Origin of the sequence: Paraburkholderia caffeinitolerans (genome assembly GCF_902859945.1) — a bacterium.
Taxonomy (GTDB): domain Bacteria; phylum Pseudomonadota; class Gammaproteobacteria; order Burkholderiales; family Burkholderiaceae; genus Paraburkholderia; species Paraburkholderia caffeinitolerans.
Window position 1 is genome coordinate 19,177 of sequence record NZ_CADIKL010000046.1, and the last position, 17,627, is coordinate 36,803.

The 17,627-nt window shown below is 58.2% G+C and carries 17 protein-coding genes and 1 pseudogene; 15 read left to right on the top strand and 3 right to left on the bottom strand.

From position 1 onward, the window contains the following. Positions 1-152: 152 nt before the first annotated feature. Complete coding sequence (locus HV773_RS30895) at positions 153-1,313, bottom strand: PI-PLC domain-containing protein (RefSeq protein ID WP_129563929.1); 1,161 nt, start codon at positions 1,311-1,313, stop codon at positions 153-155. A 324-nt stretch (positions 1,314-1,637) separates the two neighbouring features. Here HV773_RS30895 and HV773_RS30900 point away from each other — a divergent pair, with 324 nt between their 5' ends. The 12 genes and pseudogenes from HV773_RS30900 to HV773_RS30955 all read left to right on the top strand — a co-directional run bounded on the left by HV773_RS30900 (position 1,638) and on the right by HV773_RS30955 (position 13,186). After that, positions 1,638-2,756, top strand: coding sequence for an ABC transporter substrate-binding protein (locus tag HV773_RS30900; RefSeq protein ID WP_129563930.1), 1,119 nt, complete (start codon positions 1,638-1,640; stop codon positions 2,754-2,756). Between the two features lie 20 nt (positions 2,757-2,776). Next, entirely contained in the window at positions 2,777-3,715 is a 939-nt protein-coding gene (locus HV773_RS30905) for an ABC transporter permease (protein WP_129563931.1), read from the top strand. Then, complete coding sequence (locus HV773_RS30910) at positions 3,712-4,503, top strand: ABC transporter permease (protein ID WP_129563932.1); 792 nt, start codon at positions 3,712-3,714, stop codon at positions 4,501-4,503. Before HV773_RS30905 ends, HV773_RS30910 begins: the two co-directional genes overlap by 4 nt. Before the next feature lie 19 nt (positions 4,504-4,522). Beyond that, entirely contained in the window at positions 4,523-5,593 is a 1,071-nt protein-coding gene (locus tag HV773_RS30915; protein ID WP_129563933.1) for an ABC transporter ATP-binding protein, read from the top strand. Positions 5,594-5,720: 127 nt separating this feature from the next. Further along, a pseudogene (locus HV773_RS30920) lies at positions 5,721-5,860 on the top strand (MurR/RpiR family transcriptional regulator); the annotation flags it as partial. Between the two features lie 5 nt (positions 5,861-5,865). Then, entirely contained in the window at positions 5,866-6,432 is a 567-nt protein-coding gene (gene ddpX / locus HV773_RS30925; protein ID WP_129564458.1) for a D-alanyl-D-alanine dipeptidase, read from the top strand. A 69-nt stretch (positions 6,433-6,501) separates the two neighbouring features. Then, positions 6,502-8,109, top strand: coding sequence for an ABC transporter substrate-binding protein (locus HV773_RS30930; RefSeq protein WP_129563934.1), 1,608 nt, complete (start codon positions 6,502-6,504; stop codon positions 8,107-8,109). 11 nt (positions 8,110-8,120) lie between these two features. Then, positions 8,121-9,191 carry an ABC transporter permease gene (locus HV773_RS30935; RefSeq protein WP_129563935.1) on the top strand — a complete coding sequence of 357 codons (1,071 nt, stop codon included), beginning with the start codon at positions 8,121-8,123 and terminating at the stop codon, positions 9,189-9,191. 58 nt (positions 9,192-9,249) lie between these two features. Then, positions 9,250-10,164, top strand: coding sequence for a nickel transporter permease (gene nikC / locus HV773_RS30940; protein ID WP_129563936.1), 915 nt, complete (start codon positions 9,250-9,252; stop codon positions 10,162-10,164). Between the two features lie 25 nt (positions 10,165-10,189). Then, positions 10,190-11,071, top strand: a complete 882-nt coding sequence (locus HV773_RS30945) for an ABC transporter ATP-binding protein (RefSeq protein WP_129564459.1) — start codon at positions 10,190-10,192, stop codon at positions 11,069-11,071. Further along, the gene (locus HV773_RS30950; RefSeq protein ID WP_129563937.1) at positions 11,068-11,835 is read left to right on the top strand and encodes an ABC transporter ATP-binding protein; all 768 of its coding nucleotides are present in this window, start codon (positions 11,068-11,070) and stop codon (positions 11,833-11,835) included. The genes HV773_RS30945 and HV773_RS30950 overlap by 4 nt, the downstream gene beginning before the upstream one ends. Positions 11,836-11,935: 100 nt before the next feature. Next, positions 11,936-13,186 (top strand): MFS transporter, encoded by a 1,251-nt coding sequence (locus tag HV773_RS30955; protein WP_129563938.1) that lies wholly within the window; start codon positions 11,936-11,938, stop codon positions 13,184-13,186. Between the two features lie 10 nt (positions 13,187-13,196). Here HV773_RS30955 and HV773_RS30960 read toward each other — a convergent pair whose 3' ends face one another. Together HV773_RS30960 and HV773_RS30965 are read right to left on the bottom strand one after the other, a co-directional pair. Further along, on the bottom strand, positions 13,197-14,105 hold the full coding sequence (locus HV773_RS30960; RefSeq protein ID WP_129563939.1) for a LysR family transcriptional regulator: 909 nt from the start codon (positions 14,103-14,105) through the stop codon (positions 13,197-13,199). A 145-nt stretch (positions 14,106-14,250) separates the two neighbouring features. Beyond that, complete coding sequence (locus HV773_RS30965; RefSeq protein ID WP_175197822.1) at positions 14,251-14,469, bottom strand: hypothetical protein; 219 nt, start codon at positions 14,467-14,469, stop codon at positions 14,251-14,253. Between the two features lie 257 nt (positions 14,470-14,726). On the opposite strand from HV773_RS30965, the gene HV773_RS30970 reads away from it, so the two are divergent. From HV773_RS30970 to HV773_RS30980, 3 genes are all read left to right on the top strand, one after another. Continuing rightward, positions 14,727-15,710: a DUF1852 domain-containing protein gene (locus HV773_RS30970; protein ID WP_129563940.1), complete on the top strand. Its 984-nt coding sequence runs from the start codon at positions 14,727-14,729 to the stop codon at positions 15,708-15,710. Between the two features lie 27 nt (positions 15,711-15,737). After that, positions 15,738-16,766: a methionine synthase gene (locus tag HV773_RS30975; protein WP_174220095.1), complete on the top strand. Its 1,029-nt coding sequence runs from the start codon at positions 15,738-15,740 to the stop codon at positions 16,764-16,766. Between the two features lie 207 nt (positions 16,767-16,973). Continuing rightward, positions 16,974-17,453, top strand: a complete 480-nt coding sequence (locus HV773_RS30980; protein ID WP_246282531.1) for a flavin reductase family protein — start codon at positions 16,974-16,976, stop codon at positions 17,451-17,453. The last annotated feature ends 174 nt before the right edge of the window (positions 17,454-17,627 follow it).

Here is a 17,627-nt window from a genome sequence, read left to right on the forward strand (position 1 = left end):
TGGCCGGTATTGGCGTAGGGCGCCTGAGCCAGGGCGAAGCAGTTTGAGCAGAGGCGCCGTCGGCATAGCACAGTCGCCTTCGGGCGGCGGCGTCTGCTCGGGGGATCGCGGGATGTCTTTTATCATCACCAGCTCACCGGTCCTGCCATATTTCAGAACAGACCGGGCCGCTGCTGGCGCCGGGCGCCGCCCTGGCCCTGCGCCAGCTTGCGCGCCTGCTCGATCTTGCGTGCGGTCTGAGTGAGCTCCGTGCTCGCCTTCGTGTTCAATTCGAAGATGAACTTGCCCTTGTCGATATCGGCGAAATCGATCATGACGATGTTGGGCATGAAGACCTTTAGCGCGATACCGTTCGCGTAGTCGGTCGACGAGACGTAGGTTGGCAGCCGCGATTCGATCGCCTCGCCGAAGCCGGCCATCCAGAGATCGGTGAGCCCGGTCGGACGGTTGTCCGGCCCCCACATGGTCGAGTCACGCTCGCGAATGCTCCGCTTCAGGCCGGTGGTCGTCCAGTACATCATCCCCATCACTTCGGGGGCGGCGTTGCGCGCGCCGGTCAGCATCAGCCCACTCTGCTTTTCGATGTTGGACGCGATCTTGCCCATGTCGCTGTCGCCGTTGAGCGCGTTCGTGCCGCCCTTGCCGACGTATTGCAGGCCGTCGTAGGTGCTGCTGTAGCCGATGCCGTTTTCGAGGCGCTCGCAACCCCAGATCCCGGTCGACGAAAGGTAGCCCTTGCTGGCGACTTCTCTGATGCCTTTCGAGGTGAAGAGCACGACGACATGCTTCTTTAGCTGGTCGAGCGTCTTCTCGTTGAGGCTGCCCGTGCCCGTGAAGAGCGCGTTGCCGAGTTCCCGCACGCAGATCTCCGCGATGATGGTCCAGTTCGTGCACTTGTCGAACTTCAGGAGCAGGAATTCGCTGCTGTTGTATTTGACGAAATCCTTCGCCTGTTCCAGCATCTCCACGAGCCGCATGCCGAACGCGCCGTCCACCGGCAGCTTGGTGGTGGTGACGTCGGCCTTCCTGCCGCCCAGGTCGAAGACGGTCTTGTTCTTCTTATCCTTCTGCTGCATCAGCAGCGGGTCGGCATGGAAGGCCTTCAGTATCACCGGCGCGGCGGACAGCGTCGAATTCTTGGTTGCCGCAATCCGCAGGTCGAACAGGCGCACGCCAGCCTTGGCCTGCTCGAAGATATCGCGGTCCTGGGTCTGGACGTTGGCGTCGCCGCTCGTGATGCCCGCGTCGTGGCTGCCGGCGAAGACAATATCGCAGAGCCGCTTGCTGCCGCCCAGCTTGTAGTAAGTGATCATGGCCGTCGTACCTCCGATAGAGAGTGTGCGTATTCCACGCAAACCGAAACTCGTTTCATGAGTAAGCGAACGCTGCGGACCTGGCGATGCGGGTCTGAGCTTTTTCTACTCCGACTCTTCCTTGCTGGTCAAACCCTTTCGGCGTTTGCGCATCGACTCACTGGCCGAAAACGGAAACGGACGTTAAAAAACATTAGGCCGAATGCAATAATTAAAGCGTGTGTTTTATTGCCTGGGCAGCTTGCAAAATTCTGGATTTAAATCTAGCCTGCATCAGCAACCGGCGGACCTCATCAACGCACTACCTTCCTTTCGGGAACACCGATGACGATGAAGCGTATCTGGGCAGGCCGAGTCCTTTCGATCTCCGCAACGGCTGGATTGGCTGCGGGCGGCATTAACCCTGCATCGGCTGCGCCGCCGGACGCGCTCGTGGCCGCCGCCAAACAGGAAGGGCAGTTGACCACGATCGCCCTGCCGCATGACTGGTGCGGGTACGGCGCGCTGATCGCCGCCTTCCAGAAGAAGTACGGGATCCACGTCAACGAACTCAACCCTGACGCAGGCTCGGGGGACGAGATCGAAGCGATCAAGGCGAACAAAGGCAACAAGGGACCACAAGCGCCCGACGTGATCGATGTCGGCCTGTCGTTCGGACCGTCCGCGAAAAAAGAAGGCCTGTTGCAGCCTTACAAGGTATCGACGTGGGACTCGATCCCGGCGGCTTCCAAGGATGCGCAAGGCTACTGGTACGGCGACTACTACGGCGTGCTCGCGTTCGAAGTCAACGCGGACATGATCGACAAGGTACCAGCCGATTGGGGCGATCTGCTCAAATCGGACTACCGCAATGCGGTCTCGCTAGCCGGTGACCCGCGCTCGGCGAATCAGGCCATTCAGGCCGTTTATGCCGCGGGTCTTTCGCAAAGCAAAGGCGATGCAACGAAGGCCGACCAGATGGGCCTCAAGTTCTTCGCCGATCTGAACAAGAGCGGCAACTTCGTGCCGGTGATCGGCAAGGCCGCGTCGCTGGCGCAGGGCACGACGCCGATTGTCGTGCGTTGGGACTACAACGCGCTTGCCGATCGGGACACGCTCAAAGGCAATCCGAAGGTACAAGTCATTGTGCCGAAGACCGGCGTGGTGGCGGGCGTCTATGTGCAGGCGATCAGTGCCTATGCGCCTCATCCGAATGCCGCGAAACTGTGGATGGAATTCCTCTACTCCGACGAAGGGCAGCTCGGTTGGCTTGCCGGTTATTGTCATCCGATGCGCTACAACGAACTCGTCGCGCAGAAGAAGGTGCCGGCTGCGCTGCTCGCGAAGCTGCCGCCTGCATCGGCCTACCATAACGCGGTCTTTCCGACGCTCGATCAGCAGAACGCCACGAAGGATGTCGTGACCAAAGGCTGGGATCAGGTCGTTGGCGCGAACGTGAAGTAGGCACGCGCGAGACCGCCGGGATGAGCGCATCTCCGCAGCCAGACGCCTCGGGCCCGGACTTGCTGACGCCTGCCGGGCCCGCGCCGAAATCCGGTCCCGTGCGCGACAGCAGCGGTGCAAGTTGGCTGACCTATGCCGGCGTCGCGCCGTTTTTCGTGTTTGCGCTGCTGTTTCTTTTGTTGCCCACCGTTTTTCTGATGATCGGCGCGTTTCAGGATGCGCAGGGGCACTTCACGCTGGTGAATATTCGCGAGCTGTTTCAACCGGCCGTACTCGAGGCCTACTGGATCAGCGTGAAGGTGAGCGTCGCATCCGCGACCGGCGGGGCCATCATCGGCGCGCTGCTCGCGTGGGCCGCGGTGCACGGTCGGTTACCCGCGTGGATCCGCCCTACGCTCATGACCTTTTCTGGCGTTGCGTCCAACTTCGCGGGGGTGCCGCTCGCCTTCGCGTTCATCAGTACGTTGGGGCGCGTGGGTCTCGTGACTGTGCTCGCACGGAAATATCTCGGCTTCAATCTCTATTCCACCGGGTTCAGCATTCTGAGCTTCCTCGGACTGACCATTACGTACCTGTATTTCCAGATTCCGTTGATGGTGCTCATCATCACGCCGGCGCTCGATGGCCTGAAACGCGAGTGGCGCGAAGCGTGCGACTGCCTCGGCGGCACGGCGGGCCAATACTGGCGCTACGTCGGTTTTCCGGTCCTCTGGCCGAGCTTTCTGGGTGCGGCCCTGCTGCTGTTCGCCAACGCGTTCGGCGCGGTCGCCACGGCTTACGCGTTGACCGGCAGTTCCCTCAACATCGTTCCGATCCTGCTGTTTGCGCAGATTCGCGGCGACGTGCTGCATAACCAGAATCTCGGTTACGCCCTCGCGCTCGGCATGATCGTTGTCACGGGCCTGTCGAACGGCGGCTATATCTGGTTGCGCGCACGAGCCGAAAGGGGACGCCGATGAAATCTCAATCGCGCGCGGGCGCCTGGATCACTGTGGCCATCGGCACACTGTATTTTTTGATTCCGCTCGCCGCGACCTTCGAGTTCAGTCTGCGGATGCGTCGCGGCGCATACAGCTTCGATGCGTACCGCGTTGTCCTGGGCGACCCCCATTTTCAGGCTTCGTTCGGCTATTCGGTGTTGATGGGGTTGCTCACTATCGTGATCGGCGTGCTGCTTGTCGTGCCGACGGCGTATTGGGTGCAACTGCGTTTGCCGAAGCTTCGGCCGGTCGTGGAGTTCATCACCTTGCTGCCGCTCGTGATACCGGCCATCGTGATCGTCTTCGGCTACCTGCGCATCTATAACAGCAGTTCGATTTTGCCGTTCACGGGTAACGAACGCGCGACCGATCTGCTACTCGTATTCGGTTACGTCACGCTATCGCTGCCTTATATGTACCGCGCCGTCGATGCGGGTATGCGCGCCGTCGATGTACGCTCGCTGACCGAGGCCGCCGAGTGTCTCGGCGCGGGCTGGACGACGATCCTTTTCCGCGTGATTTTCCCGAACGTGCGCTCGGGGATCTTATCGGGCGCGTTCCTGACGTTCGCCGTAGTGATCGGCGAATTCACGATCGCGAGCCTGCTGGATCGCCCGGCGTTCGGACCGTATTTGCAACTGATCGGCGCGAACCGCGCTTACGAGCCCTCGGCGCTGGCGATCATCGCCTTCATTGTCACGTGGGCATCGATGGGATTGATCCAGGTGTTCGGCTCGGCGCGCGCGCTGGCCGGCCATAAAACTTGAGCCGGCGAGGCCGCGACCCATGGCATTTCTCGAGATCGACAATCTCCACAAGGCGTTTGGGGCAAATGTTGCGGTGCATCAGTTCGACATGAACATCGCGCAAGGTGAATTCATCACCTTTCTCGGCCCGTCGGGCTGCGGTAAGACGACCGTGCTGCGCATGATCGCCGGATTCGAAACGCCCACGCGCGGCGCGATCCGCCTGAATGGTCGTGACGTCACGCGGGTGCGCACGCGCGATCGCGCCGTCGGCATGGTGTTCCAGTCCTATGCGCTGTTTCCGAACATGACGGTGGCGCAGAACATCGGCTTCGCGTTGAAGGTCGCAAAGCGTTCCGCGAAAGAGATGAGCGGGCGTGTTGCAGAGATGCTGGAGCTAATCAAGCTGCCGCATCTCGCCGAGCGTTATCCGTGGCAATTGTCCGGTGGGCAGCAACAGCGTGTGGCCTTGGCCCGTGCGCTCGCGAGTAAGCCTCAAGTGCTGCTTCTGGACGAACCGCTTTCTGCGCTCGACGCAAAAATTCGCGTCTCGCTGCGCGAAGATATACGGGCACTGCAGCGTGAACTTGGCATCACGTCGATCTTCGTCACGCACGATCAGGAAGAAGCGTTGTCGATGTCGGACCGCATTGTCGTAATGAACGACGGGCGTGTCGAGCAAGTGGGGGCGCCGCTCGATATATACAATTTTCCGCGTACCCGCTTTGTCGCGACGTTCGTGGGAACGCTCAATATCCTGGCCGGGCGTGTGATCGATCCTGCTACGGGGCGTATTGCCGTTGACGGGCAGGAACTGGTGACATCGCGGCCGCTCCCATCGGACGATGCCGGCAAGGAGCGTGTGCTGGCGTTGCGTCCCGAGGCCATTCTGCTGGAGCCGCCATCGAACGAGCGCAACTCGCTGGCGGCGACGGTTGAAGAGATCAGCTTCCTCGGTTCCGTGGTGCGTATTCGCGCGCGGGTCAGCAGCGCAATCGTTACCCTCGATGTCTTCAACGATCCGACCCGGATCCTGCCCGAACGCGGGCAGCCCGTTGCGCTTGGCTTTTCGCACGACAATCTGCTTGTGCTGGATGAGAACGTGCGCTGACACCGTTTGCTGACCGGTAGTCTGCCGCATGCTGAAATCCACACGCCCATCTCGTTCGTGATACATGTAAGAATACGAACTCAAGCGCAGCGCGTTAACGAGACAAAACCCGGCGACAGAACCTGGCGACAGAACTGCGCCGCTCACTTGCCCGTTCAACCTGCTGATTACGTCGGTTGTCGAATGGCTCGGCTCGGCTCGACTATCGACAAACGCGTCGCGCGCAACCGCGGATTGCAACGCGAACTCGATCAGTTCGACCTTTGACAATCATGACCGATACCTCGCACCTCATTCACATCACACCGGAAACGCACGGCGTCGAACTCGACCTCGTGTATGCGACCGATCGAAATTTCACCGGCAAGGCGATCTACAAGCAAGCGCACGCCTTGCTGCTCGCACCCGCTGAAGCCAGATTGCGCAAAGCCGTCGAACTTGCTGAAAGCGTCGGCATGAAGCTGCGCATTTTCGATGCCTACCGTCCGCCGCAAGCACAAAAAGTACTGTGGGATTTTCTGCCCGATCCCACGTATGTCGCGGAACTCGGCCGAGGCTCGAACCATAGCCGGGGTACGGCGCTCGATCTCACCCTGATCGACAGCAACGGTGAAGCGCTCGACATGGGCACGGGCTTCGATGCAATGATCAAGGAGTCCGAGCACTTCCATCGCGGATTGCCACAGCATGTGCAGCGCAATCGCCTGCTGCTGCTCGGCATCATGCATGCGGCAGGATTCACGCATATTCCCAGTGAGTGGTGGCATTACGAAATTCCGGGTTCGCGCTCACTGCCCGTTATTGACAATAGCGAAAGCGGCCCCCTGAAATTGATGTAATCGCGTTCTGGTTCTTTGCTGTCCGTTTGCCGGTTTCCCATCGCGTTTCCCTCTCGATACGGAGCGAGTATGAATCTGGTTTTGCGCAATGCGCTGGCGGCAGTCGCGGTCGTGTCCGCACTGACGCTTACGATGACGACAACACGTACTGCATTTGCGGCGACGCCGAAAGACATGCTGGTGATCGCCACCACGCTCGACGAATTCTCGACGCTCGATCCGGGCGAAGTCTATGAGCTCGTGCCGGAAGAGTATGTCGCGAATACCTATGACCGACTGGTGCGCGTCGATCTGAAAGACCCGGCGAAATTCAATGGCGATGTCGCGCAATCGTGGACGGTCAGCCCCGATGGACTCACGTTCACGTTCAAGATTCGCCCGGGTCTCAAGTTCCACTCGGGCCATCCGCTGACAGCAGATGATGTCGCGTGGTCGATCCAGCGCTGCGTACTGCTCGATAAAGGCGCGGCGGCCGTATTGCAAGGCATTGGCCTGACCAAAGCCAACGCGCTGCAAAACGTCAAGAAGATCGACGACTCGACCGTCAGCATTACGACCGACCAGAAATACGCGCCCACGTTCGTGCTGAACGTGCTGGGTGCGTGGCCCGCGTCGGTGGTCGACAAGCAGCTCCTGATGTCGCATCAGAAGAACAACGATTTCGGCAACGAATGGCTGCGCACGAACGAAGCGGGCTCTGGCGCGTATAAGCTCGTCAAATGGACGGCGAACGAGAGCATCATCCTGCAGAAGTACGACGGCTACCGGCTGCCGCTCGCGATGAAACGCATCGTGATGCGTCATGTGCCGGAAGCCGCGAGCCAGCGCCTGCTGCTCGAAAACGGCGACGCGGACGTCGCGCGCAATCTGAGCCCCGACGACCTCGCTGCGTTGACCAAGGCCAACAAGGTGCAGGTGATGTCGGTGCCGCAAGCGACGTTGCTCTATCTCGGCCTGAACGTGAAGAACCCGAATCTTGCGAAGCCGGAAGTGCAGGAAGCCATGAAATGGCTGATCGACTATGACGGCATTCAGAAGAACGTGACGAAGAGCACGTTCAAGATTCATCAAACGTTCTTGCCCGAAGGTTTCCTCGGCGCGTTGAATACCAATCCGTATCACCAGGACGTTGCCAAGGCCAAGGCGCTGCTCGCCAAAGCGGGCTTGCCCAATGGCTTCAACGTGACGATGGATGTGCGCAGCGCTTACCCGTACAACGAAATTGCGCAAGCCATACAAGCGAATCTCGCGCAAGGCGGCATCAAGGTCGAGATCATTCCGGGCGACAACAAGCAGACCCTCGCGAAATATCGTGCGCGTCAGCACGATATCTATATCGGCGAATGGTCGGCGGATTACATCGACCCGCACAGCAATGCGCAGGGCTACGCATGGAATCCGGACAACTCCGACAAGTCTGCGTACAAGATGCTCGCATGGCGTAATTCGTGGGACATTCCCGATCTGACGAAACAGACCAATGCGGCGCTCGCCGAATCGTCGACGACAAAGCGCGCGCAACTCTACCAGGCGATGCAGAAGGAAATGCTCGCAAAGTCGCCGTTCGTCATCATGTTCCAGCAGGTGTCGCAAGTGGCGATGCGTCCGGGCGTGTCGGGCCTCGAAGTCGGTCCAATCAACGATCTCGTGTCGTATGTGCATGTGAAGAAGCAGTAAGCGCGCGAGACATGTCGACAACGATCACGCCCATTGACCAGATACGCGCTGCGTCCGCGCGCAGCGCGACCGTGCGCTGGACGTTGCGCGTGCTGCGCTGGGCGCTCACGCTCGCCATCACGTTCACGGGCTTGCTGGCCGTGACCTTCGTGATCGGCCGCAAGGTGCCGATCGATCCCGTGCTCGCCATACTTGGCGATCGCGCGTCGGCGAGCGCTTATGCGGCCGCGCGCATTCAGCTTGGACTCGACAAGCCCCTTGCCGAGCAGTTTTTCATCTACGTGCGCGCGGTGCTGCACGGCGATCTGGGCGTATCGCTGCTGACGGCGAATCCGGTGCTCGACGACATCAAGCGCGTCTTCCCGGCCACATTGGAACTCGCGACACTGTCGACGATCATCGGCGTACTGGTCGGTGTGCCGCTCGGCGTGATTGCCGCGACACGGCACAACCGCTGGATCGATCACGTCGCGCGTTTCATCGGCCTGATCGGCAGTTCAGTGCCCGTGTTCTGGCTCGGTCTGATGGGGCTGCTGTTGTTCTATGCGAAGCTGCATTGGGTGTCGGGACCAGGGAGAATCGACCCCGTGTTCGATGGCATGGTCGATACGCACACGGGCAGCCTGTTGATCGATTCGCTGATCGCGGGGGAATGGGAGGTGTTTTTCAATGCACTGTCGCATATCGCATTGCCCGCTGCGATATTGGGCTACTACTCCGTTGCCTATCTGAGCCGGATGACGCGCTCGTTCATGCTCGAACAGTTGAACCAGGAGTACATCACGACGGCACGCGCAAAAGGCTTGTCCGAGCGGCGAGTCGTGTGGGTGCATGCATTCGGCAATATCGCGGTGCCGCTGCTGACGGTGATCGCCTTGTCGTATAGTTTTTTGCTCGAAGGCTCGGTGCTCACCGAAATCGTATTCGCGTGGCCGGGCATCGGTTCGTATCTAACTGGCGCGCTGCTCAACGCCGATATGAATGCCGTGCTCGGCAGCACGCTCGTGATCGGCATGACGTTCATCGCGTTGAACCTGCTGACGGATGCGCTCTATCGCGTGTTCGATCCGCGCGCCCGCTGATGCACCGGAGATTTGTCACGTGCGTCCACCGGTTGAAACTTCCACGCAGGACTTGCCGATGAACATGCCTCGCCCAACGTGGAGAGCCTGGCTGCTGACCGATACGCCAGCTTCGCGCAGGCAGGCGGCGCTCGGTCTTGCGTATCGTCGCTGGCGGCGTTTCTCGGGTAATCCGTTATCGGTGTTCGGTCTGTCGATCCTCGCCCTGCTCGTGATCGTCGCCGTCATCGGTCCCTGGATCGCGCCGCATGATCCGCTCCGGCAGGTGTTGTCCGACCGTCTGCTGCCGCCCGGTTCGGCCGCTCATTGGCTTGGCACCGATCAGCTCGGACGCGATATTCTTTCGCGCATCATTTACGGCTCGCGCCTGACGCTGTCGATTGCGATTCTGGTGGTCGTGGTCGTCGTGCCGATCGGCTTGATGATCGGCACCACGGCGGGCTTCTTCGGAGGCTGGGTCGATAATGTGCTGATGCGCGTGACGGACATCGCGCTAGCGTTCCCGAAGATCGTGCTCGCGCTCGCATTCGCCGCGGCACTGGGGCCGGGTGTGTTCAATGCGGTGATCGCTATTTCGATCACCGCGTGGCCCGCGTATGCGCGTCTTTCACGCGCCGAAACGTTGAGGCTCGTGCAAGCCGATTTCATACACGTCGCGCGGCTGCAAGGCGCGTCGAACCTGCGCATTCTGCTGCGCTATATCGTGCCGCTGTGTTCGTCGTCGGTGATCGTTCGCGCGACGCTTGATATGGCGGGCATCATTCTGACTGTCGCGGGCCTGGGTTTTCTGGGGCTCGGCGCACAACCGCCCAGTCCCGAATGGGGCTTCATGGTCGCGTCGGGCCGCAACGTGCTGCTCGACGCGTGGTGGGTGGCGACAATACCGGGCTTCGCGATTCTGCTCGTGAGCCTCGCATTCAATCTGCTCGGCGACGGCTTGCGCGACGTGTTCGATCCCCGCCATGGAGACTGACGTGGTAACTGACGTGGTGATTGACATGGGCACGAACGAAACGCGCTCGCCGCTCTGTGAGATCGACGATCTGCGCATCGCCTTTCGCACGCACGACGGCACGCTGAATGAAGCCGTGCGCGGTCTTTCGCTCACGCTAAGTAAAGGCGAGCGGCTCGGCATCGTCGGTGAATCGGGTTCGGGCAAGTCGCTGACGGGCCGCGCGCTGCTCGGACTTCTGCCGCCTGCCGCGCATTGCACCGCGAAAACGTTGCGCTTCGACGGAAACGATCTGCTGACCATGCGCGCCGACAGGCGCCGCCGTCTATGCGGCCAGCAAATGGGCATGATCCTGCAAGATCCGAAGTTCTCGCTGAACCCGGTGATGACTGTCGCGCAGCAAATGCGCGAGGCGTTCGCCCTGCATGATCCGAAGCTCAACCGGCGTGCGATGCGTGAGAAGATCATCGCGGCCCTCGAAGCGGTGCATATCCGCAACCCTGCGCGCGTCGCGGATTCTTATCCGCATGAGCTTTCCGGCGGCATGGGACAGCGCGTGATGATCGCGATGATGGTATCGACGGGACCCCGCCTGCTGATCGCCGATGAGCCGACCAGTGCGCTCGACGTGCTCGTATCGATGCAGGTGCTCGCCGTACTCGACGAGATGATCGCCAAACACGATACCGGCCTCATTTTTATCAGCCATGACTTGCAGCTCGTGATGTCGTTCTGCGATCGGGTGGTGGTGATGTATGCGGGGCGTGTCGTCGAAACCTGCGCGGCGCGCGATCTCGTGCATGCGCAACATCCTTATACGCGCGGATTGCTTGCGGCGAATCCGCCGCTTGCCAATCCACCTGCCGAATTGCCGGTTCTGTCGCGCGATCCTGCATGGCTCAACGACACACAAGGAGCGTGCGCATGATCGACGTCGATGCGTTGACGGTGCGCTTCAAGACGGCCGCGGGCGCGATCGATGCCGTCCGCGATGCGAGCTTTCATGTCGCGCAAGGCGAAGTATTCGGGCTTGTTGGCGAGTCGGGTTCCGGCAAGTCGACCATTCTTCGTGCCTTGAGCGGATTGACGCCTATCGCGCAAGGCACGGTGCGCATCGCGCAGCAGGGCGGCGTCGCGCAAAAGCGCGCGGTGCAAATGGTGTTTCAAGACCCATACGGATCGCTGCATCCACGCTTCACTGTCGATCAGACATTGCGCGAACCGTTGCGTATCAACGGCATCGGCCAACATGAAGAACGTATCGTCAATGCGCTACGTGAAGTCGGGCTCAATGCGTCGTTTCGATTTCGCTATCCGCATCAGCTATCGGGTGGGCAGCGGCAACGCGTGGCGATTGCGCGCGCGCTGATCGTCGAGCCGCGTGTGTTGCTGCTCGACGAGCCTACGTCGGCGCTCGATGTCTCCGTGCAAGCTGAGATACTGAACTTGCTCAAGCGCCTGCATCGCGAGCGCAATCTGACGATGATTCTTGTCACCCACAATCTCGCTGTCGTGAGCTTTCTGTGCTCGCGTGTTGCGATCATGCGCAATGGCGAGATCGTCGAAGAACTCGATGTGGAGAAAATCAGAGCGCAGCAGGTCGATAACGACTATTCGCGCAGCTTGTTGCTCGCGACGAATGGCTATCAGCGCAAGGCTGTCGACGCGTTGGGTATCGACACGGCGCTTTAAAGGAACGCGCGTCTGCGATGGCCCACGATATTGGGTTTTGCCCTATATTCGAAAGCTTCAGCAATTAGCTCAACTCGATTGAGCGTGTCCTGGAGACGAGATGTCGCATTCCACCCATCTGCCGGATTCGCGCTACGCCATATTCCGGCTGGTAGTGGCGCTCCTCATCATGACGATGGGGAGCAGCAGCATGTATGTCGTCTCCGTTCTGCTCCCAGCGGTGCAGGCGGAGTTCGGGGTACCCCGTGCTCAGGCGTCGCTTCCATACACCTTTCTGATGCTTGGCTTCGGACTCGGTGGCGTCATAATGGGAAGGATGGCCGACCGTTTCGGTGTGAGGTGGCCGCTGCTCGTAGGCGCGATATCTCTCGGACTGGGCTTTACGGCTAGCGGGTTCTCGACGGGCATTCTCAGCTTCACAGTAATACAGGCGTTGCTCGTTGGGGCGATGGGGAGCGCGACAACTTTTGGACCGCTTATCGCAGACACAATGTTGTGGTTTGCTCGCCGGCGGGGTATCGCAGTCGCCGTTTGCGCCAGCGGTAACTATCTTTCTGGCGCAATCTGGCCTCCCATCGTCGAGGTGCTGGTAGAGCGCCATGGGTGGCGCCACACATACATGGAATTAGGCGTTTTCTGTGGCGTCACGATGTTCGCTCTTGCACTCTTGATGCGAGGCAAACCGCCTGCCACGGCGGTCGAGGTTCCCCATCAGGCGCATAGGCCAAAGCTGGTTTCCGATCGGCCCTTCGGACTGAGTCCCGGGATGGTGCAAGGAATGCTATGCGTGGCGGGTGTCGCATGCTGTGTGGCGATGGCCATGCCACAGGTGCATATCGTCGCCTATTGCGGCGACCTCGGATATGGCGTCGCTCGTGGCGCTCAGATGCTATCTGTCATGCTGGGGTTCGGTATCGTAAGCCGGCTTGTCTCCGGACTGATTTGCGACCGAATTGGTGGTCTGCGGACCCTTCTGCTCGGAACGGCGCTTCAGTGTGTGGCGTTGCTGCTCTTCCTCCCCTTCGACGGGCTGGTGTCGCTTTACGTCATATCCGCGCTTTTCGGATTGTTCCAGGGCGGCATCGTCCCCTCGTACGCGATAGTCGTTCGCGAATATTTTCCTGCATCCGAAGCGGGCGCAAGAGTCGGCGCCGTAATGATGAGCACGCTATTGGGGATGGCGCTGGGGGGATGGATGTCGGGTAAGGTGTTTGACCTCACCGGAAGCTATCAGGCCGCATTTCTCAATGGAATCGGCTGGAATCTTCTCAACATGACCATTGTGGCAACGCTGCTATTTCGGGCACGCCGTAGTCTCCGTGCCGTCACAGCATCACGGGTGGCCCGCTAAACGACAATAGTCAGCGCCGTACGCGCGGCGTTTGCCAGTTCGACTCGCGCGCGAACTCGACGAATAAATTCAGGTAATCGACCACGGCATCGTCTTCGCGCGTGCCCAGGAAAATCTGCTTGGCAATGCCCTGTTTCCCAAGCTTGACGATGGCGAGTGGCATGCGGTCCGCGTATTCTTCCGCGAGCCATTTGGGCAGTGCCGCCACGCCACGATGACTGGCGACCATCTGCAGCATGATGTCGGTCGTCTCGATCGTTTTGTGCCGCCGCGGAATGATGCCGGCGGGGCGCAGAAACTGGTTGTAGATGTCGAGTCGGTCGGTTTCCACGGGATAGGTAATGAGCGTTTCGTCGACTAGTTGTTCCGGTTTCACATAGCGCTCGCCAGCCAGCGGATGATTTTCCGCGACCACCAGCACCTGCTCGTAGTCGAACACCGGTTCGAAACGCAGGCCGGGGCGGTTGAGCGGATCGGGCGTCACCAGCACGTCGATGTCGTAGCCGATCAGCGCGCCGATTCCGCCAAACTGGAAGCGCTGCTTCACATCCACGTCCACATCGGGAAATCGGGCGAGATACGGTGAAACGACCTTGAGCAGCCACTGATAGCACGGCGCGCATTCCATGCCGATGCGCAGCGTGCCGCGCTCGCCCGCCGCGTACTGCTTCATGCGCTCTTCGGCGAGTTCGAACTGGGGCAGAAGCCGCTCGGCGAGTGAGAGCAAATACTGACCGGCTTGCGTAGGGCGCAGGCTGCGTCCCTCCCGGTGCCAGATCGGGGTGCCGAGTTGCTGTTCGATCTTTTTGACCGTGTGGCTCAATGCGGATTGCGTGAGGAAAAGCGACTCAGCGGCTGCGGTGAGTGAGCCCTGACGGGCCACTTCACGAACGATGACGAGATGAACGCGCTCGAGCATGGAAATGGATAAGCGAGAAAAGAATGAAGAAATCTAATGAACGGACGAGATAATGCCATTTTTCTTCATCGAAGATAAGCTCTATGATCGCTCCCGCTGCTGAGCTTTCTCTGAGGGAAGGTCCAATTTCAGCAGGTTTCGCCCGCTAGTCCGCCGGGCGAGTGTGGAAGCACTGGCAATGCCGCTCACTACGTCCTAGCCGCTCCAGAAGCGTCCAGTCGTTGAGTTCAAGCAGGTCGCTCTCTACCAGCGCGCCGTGTGCTACGGCGATCTCAACGGCTTTCGAGATCATCGCGCCTGCAGCCACCTTGGTATGGTGATAGTAGACGCGCTCGGTGAGGTAATAGCGCAGCCTAAACGCCAATGATCTCCGAACGTGAGTCGGGGCGATCCATGCCCCGCATGCCCCGCAAGGCATTCGCCAAGCTCACTCCATGACTTAGCCGCCAGGCTTGCTTTCTGCCTGGCTGAGCGCTGAGGCAGTCAGCTCCCGCGCCATGAAAATGACTAATGGGTGCATGAAATCAATTCATTTTTATTCATGAGTGGCTTTGCGTAAAATTCTGAAAATGCAAGAAGTAAATACAGCTTCTACATCAGAAATTAGGTTGCCAGATCGCGATGAGTAAAGATTTTACATTTGCTATTAAGAGAATTTGTTTCGACGAAGAATATTGTCCTTCAGACAATACGCGTATCACAACCAACTTTGCTAACCTGGCTAGAGGAACGAGCCGCCAGGAGAATTTACGCAACACCTTCAGGATGATTGACAATCGGTTCAATGCTCTGGCCCATTGGGATAACCCTAAAGGCGATCGTTATACTGTCAATCTTGAAATCATCTCCGTTGAGATGAATATGGGTGGGAAAAACTGCGACAACGTCCTCCCTTTGATTGAAATATTGAAAACGAATATTGTCGATCGAAAAACTGGCGAACGTATTGAGGGCATCGTAGGGAATAATTTCTCCTCCTACGTGCGGGATTATGACTTTAGTGTTCTCCTACTGGAACACAATAAGAATCAGCCCGAATTCACCACGCCAGATGACTTTGGATCTCTGCATGGGAAGCTGTATAAGTCGTTCGTGAACTCGGACACGTACAAAGCTAATTTCCAAAAGCAGCCGGTTATCTGTCTAAGTGTTTCCAGTAGCAAGATCTATCATCGGACTGCAAATAAGCATCCTGTATTGGGCGTTGAATACCTGCAAGACGAGTATTCTTTAACTGATGAATATTTTCAGAAAATGGGGTTGAAGGTTCGCTATTTCATGCCTCCGAATAGCGTTGCGCCTTTGGCTTTTTATTTTTCCGGCGATTTGCTTGGTGATTACAGCAATCTTGAGCTTGTCGGCACCATCAGCACGATGGATACATTCCAGAAAATTTACCGGCCGGAGATTTACAATGCGAATTCTGCGGCAGGGGAGTCCTATCAACCGAGTTTGAAGCACCAGGATTTTTCGTTAACTCGAATTGTTTATGATCGAGAAGAACGTAGCCGACTGGCTATTGAGCAGGGAAAGTTTGTTGAAGAGCAATTTATCAAACCATACCAGGCCGTTCTTGAGCAGTGGTCCGCTAGCTACGCTCCTTGATTAATCAGAAACACAAGGTCATCTATTGTGAAGAAATTGTTACCCACTTCAACTGCCGGTAGCTTGCCTAAACCCTCGTGGCTCGCACAACCCGAGACACTCTGGTCACCTTGGGAATTGCAAGGTGAGCAATTAGTTGAGGGCAAACAAGATGCTTTGCGTTTGTCATTACAAGAACAACAGCACGCAGGCATTGATATCGTCAGTGACGGCGAACAAACGCGTCAGCATTTTGTGACTACGTTCATTGAACACCTCAGCGGCGTCGATTTCGAAAACCGTAAGACCGTTAGAATTCGTGATCGCTATGATGCGAGCGTACCGACTGTCGTTGATGCTGTTGCCCGCCAAAAACCGGTTTTTGTTGAAGATGCCAAGTTCTTGCGTCAGCAAACGAAGCAACCGATCAAATGGGCGCTGCCCGGTCCGATGACGATGATCGATACGCTCTATGACGATCACTATAAAAGCCGCGAAAAACTGGCCTGGGAATTCGCCAAAATCCTGAATCAGGAAGCCAGGGAGCTGGAAGCTGCCGGGGTCGATATTATTCAGTTTGATGAACCCGCATTCAATGTCTTCTTTGATGAGGTGAATGAGTGGGGCGTTGCCACGCTGGAAAGGGCCATCGAAGGGCTTAAGTGCGAAACGGCTGTCCATATTTGCTATGGCTACGGCATCAAGGCCAATACCGACTGGAAGAAGACGCTGGGGTCGGAGTGGCGGCAGTATGAAGAGGCTTTCCCCAAGCTGCAAAAGTCCAGTATCGGCATGGTCTCGCTGGAATGCCACAACTCTCACGTTCCGATGGATCTCATCGAGCTTATTCGCGGCAAGAAAGTGATGGTGGGGGCCATTGACGTGGCTAGCGATACCATTGAAACGCCCGAGGAAGTCGCCAATACTCTGCGAAAAGCACTCCAGTTTGTCGATGCCGATAAGCTATATCCTTGCACCAACTGCGGCATGGCCCCCTTGTCTCGTGCAATAGCGAAAGGCAAGCTGGAAGCTTTGAGTGCAGGCGCAGAAATCGTTCGAAAAGAACTCTCGAACTAGTTTTGAGCTAACGTCGGAAGCGATGCTCGGGAAGATTGAGACGGTGTGGATTTTAGGGAGATTCTTAAAAGGACTCCCTGAATCGGTTGATTGAACTACGCCGCCCAGGTTGCCCGAGTATCCAGATAAAGCAAAGACTTAACCATCTTGAGCTGCACCCCGTATTTAGTCCCTATTATGTCACTTTCTAGTATTGCTATCGAGCCATTGAGCTTTCGCGAAGCGCTCGGGCACTACGCCTCCGGTATCACGGTGATTACATCACACGTTGATGACGAGCCGATTGGCTTCACTTGCCAGTCGTTCTATAGCGTGTCGATGAGCCCGCCACTGGTGTCATTCAGCGTAATGTCCAGTTCGGCCAGCTACCCAAAAATTCGCCAGGCAGGTCGATTCGTGGTCAATATCCTGTCAGATGATCAAGTCACAATTTCCGACCAGTTCGCTCGGCGAGGCACGGACAAGTGGCACGGAGTCGAATGGCAGGAATCGCCGCTGGGTAATCCGATCATTGCCGGCAGCCTTCACTGGCTTGATTGCGAAATTTACGCCGAGCACGCCGCAGGTGATCACCTGATCGTGATTGGTGAAGTGAAAGCGTTAAACCTGCAAGACGCTGCTGCTACGCAACCATTGCTGTATTTCAAAGGGCAATATCGCAACATCGCCGCGCATAGCGCGGTTTGAGCGTTGACCTCCGCCGGGCGCTCGCGCAATTGTCCCTCTTCTATGCCGTCCGCGTGCGGCTGGCTACTATCGCAGTCGTTGCTCTGCACTATCACCAAGAGGCTGCGGCAACGACGTCCCTCTCATTTACACGGTATCGAACTGTCTTGAGTTCATTGAAACAGGCGCTGAACG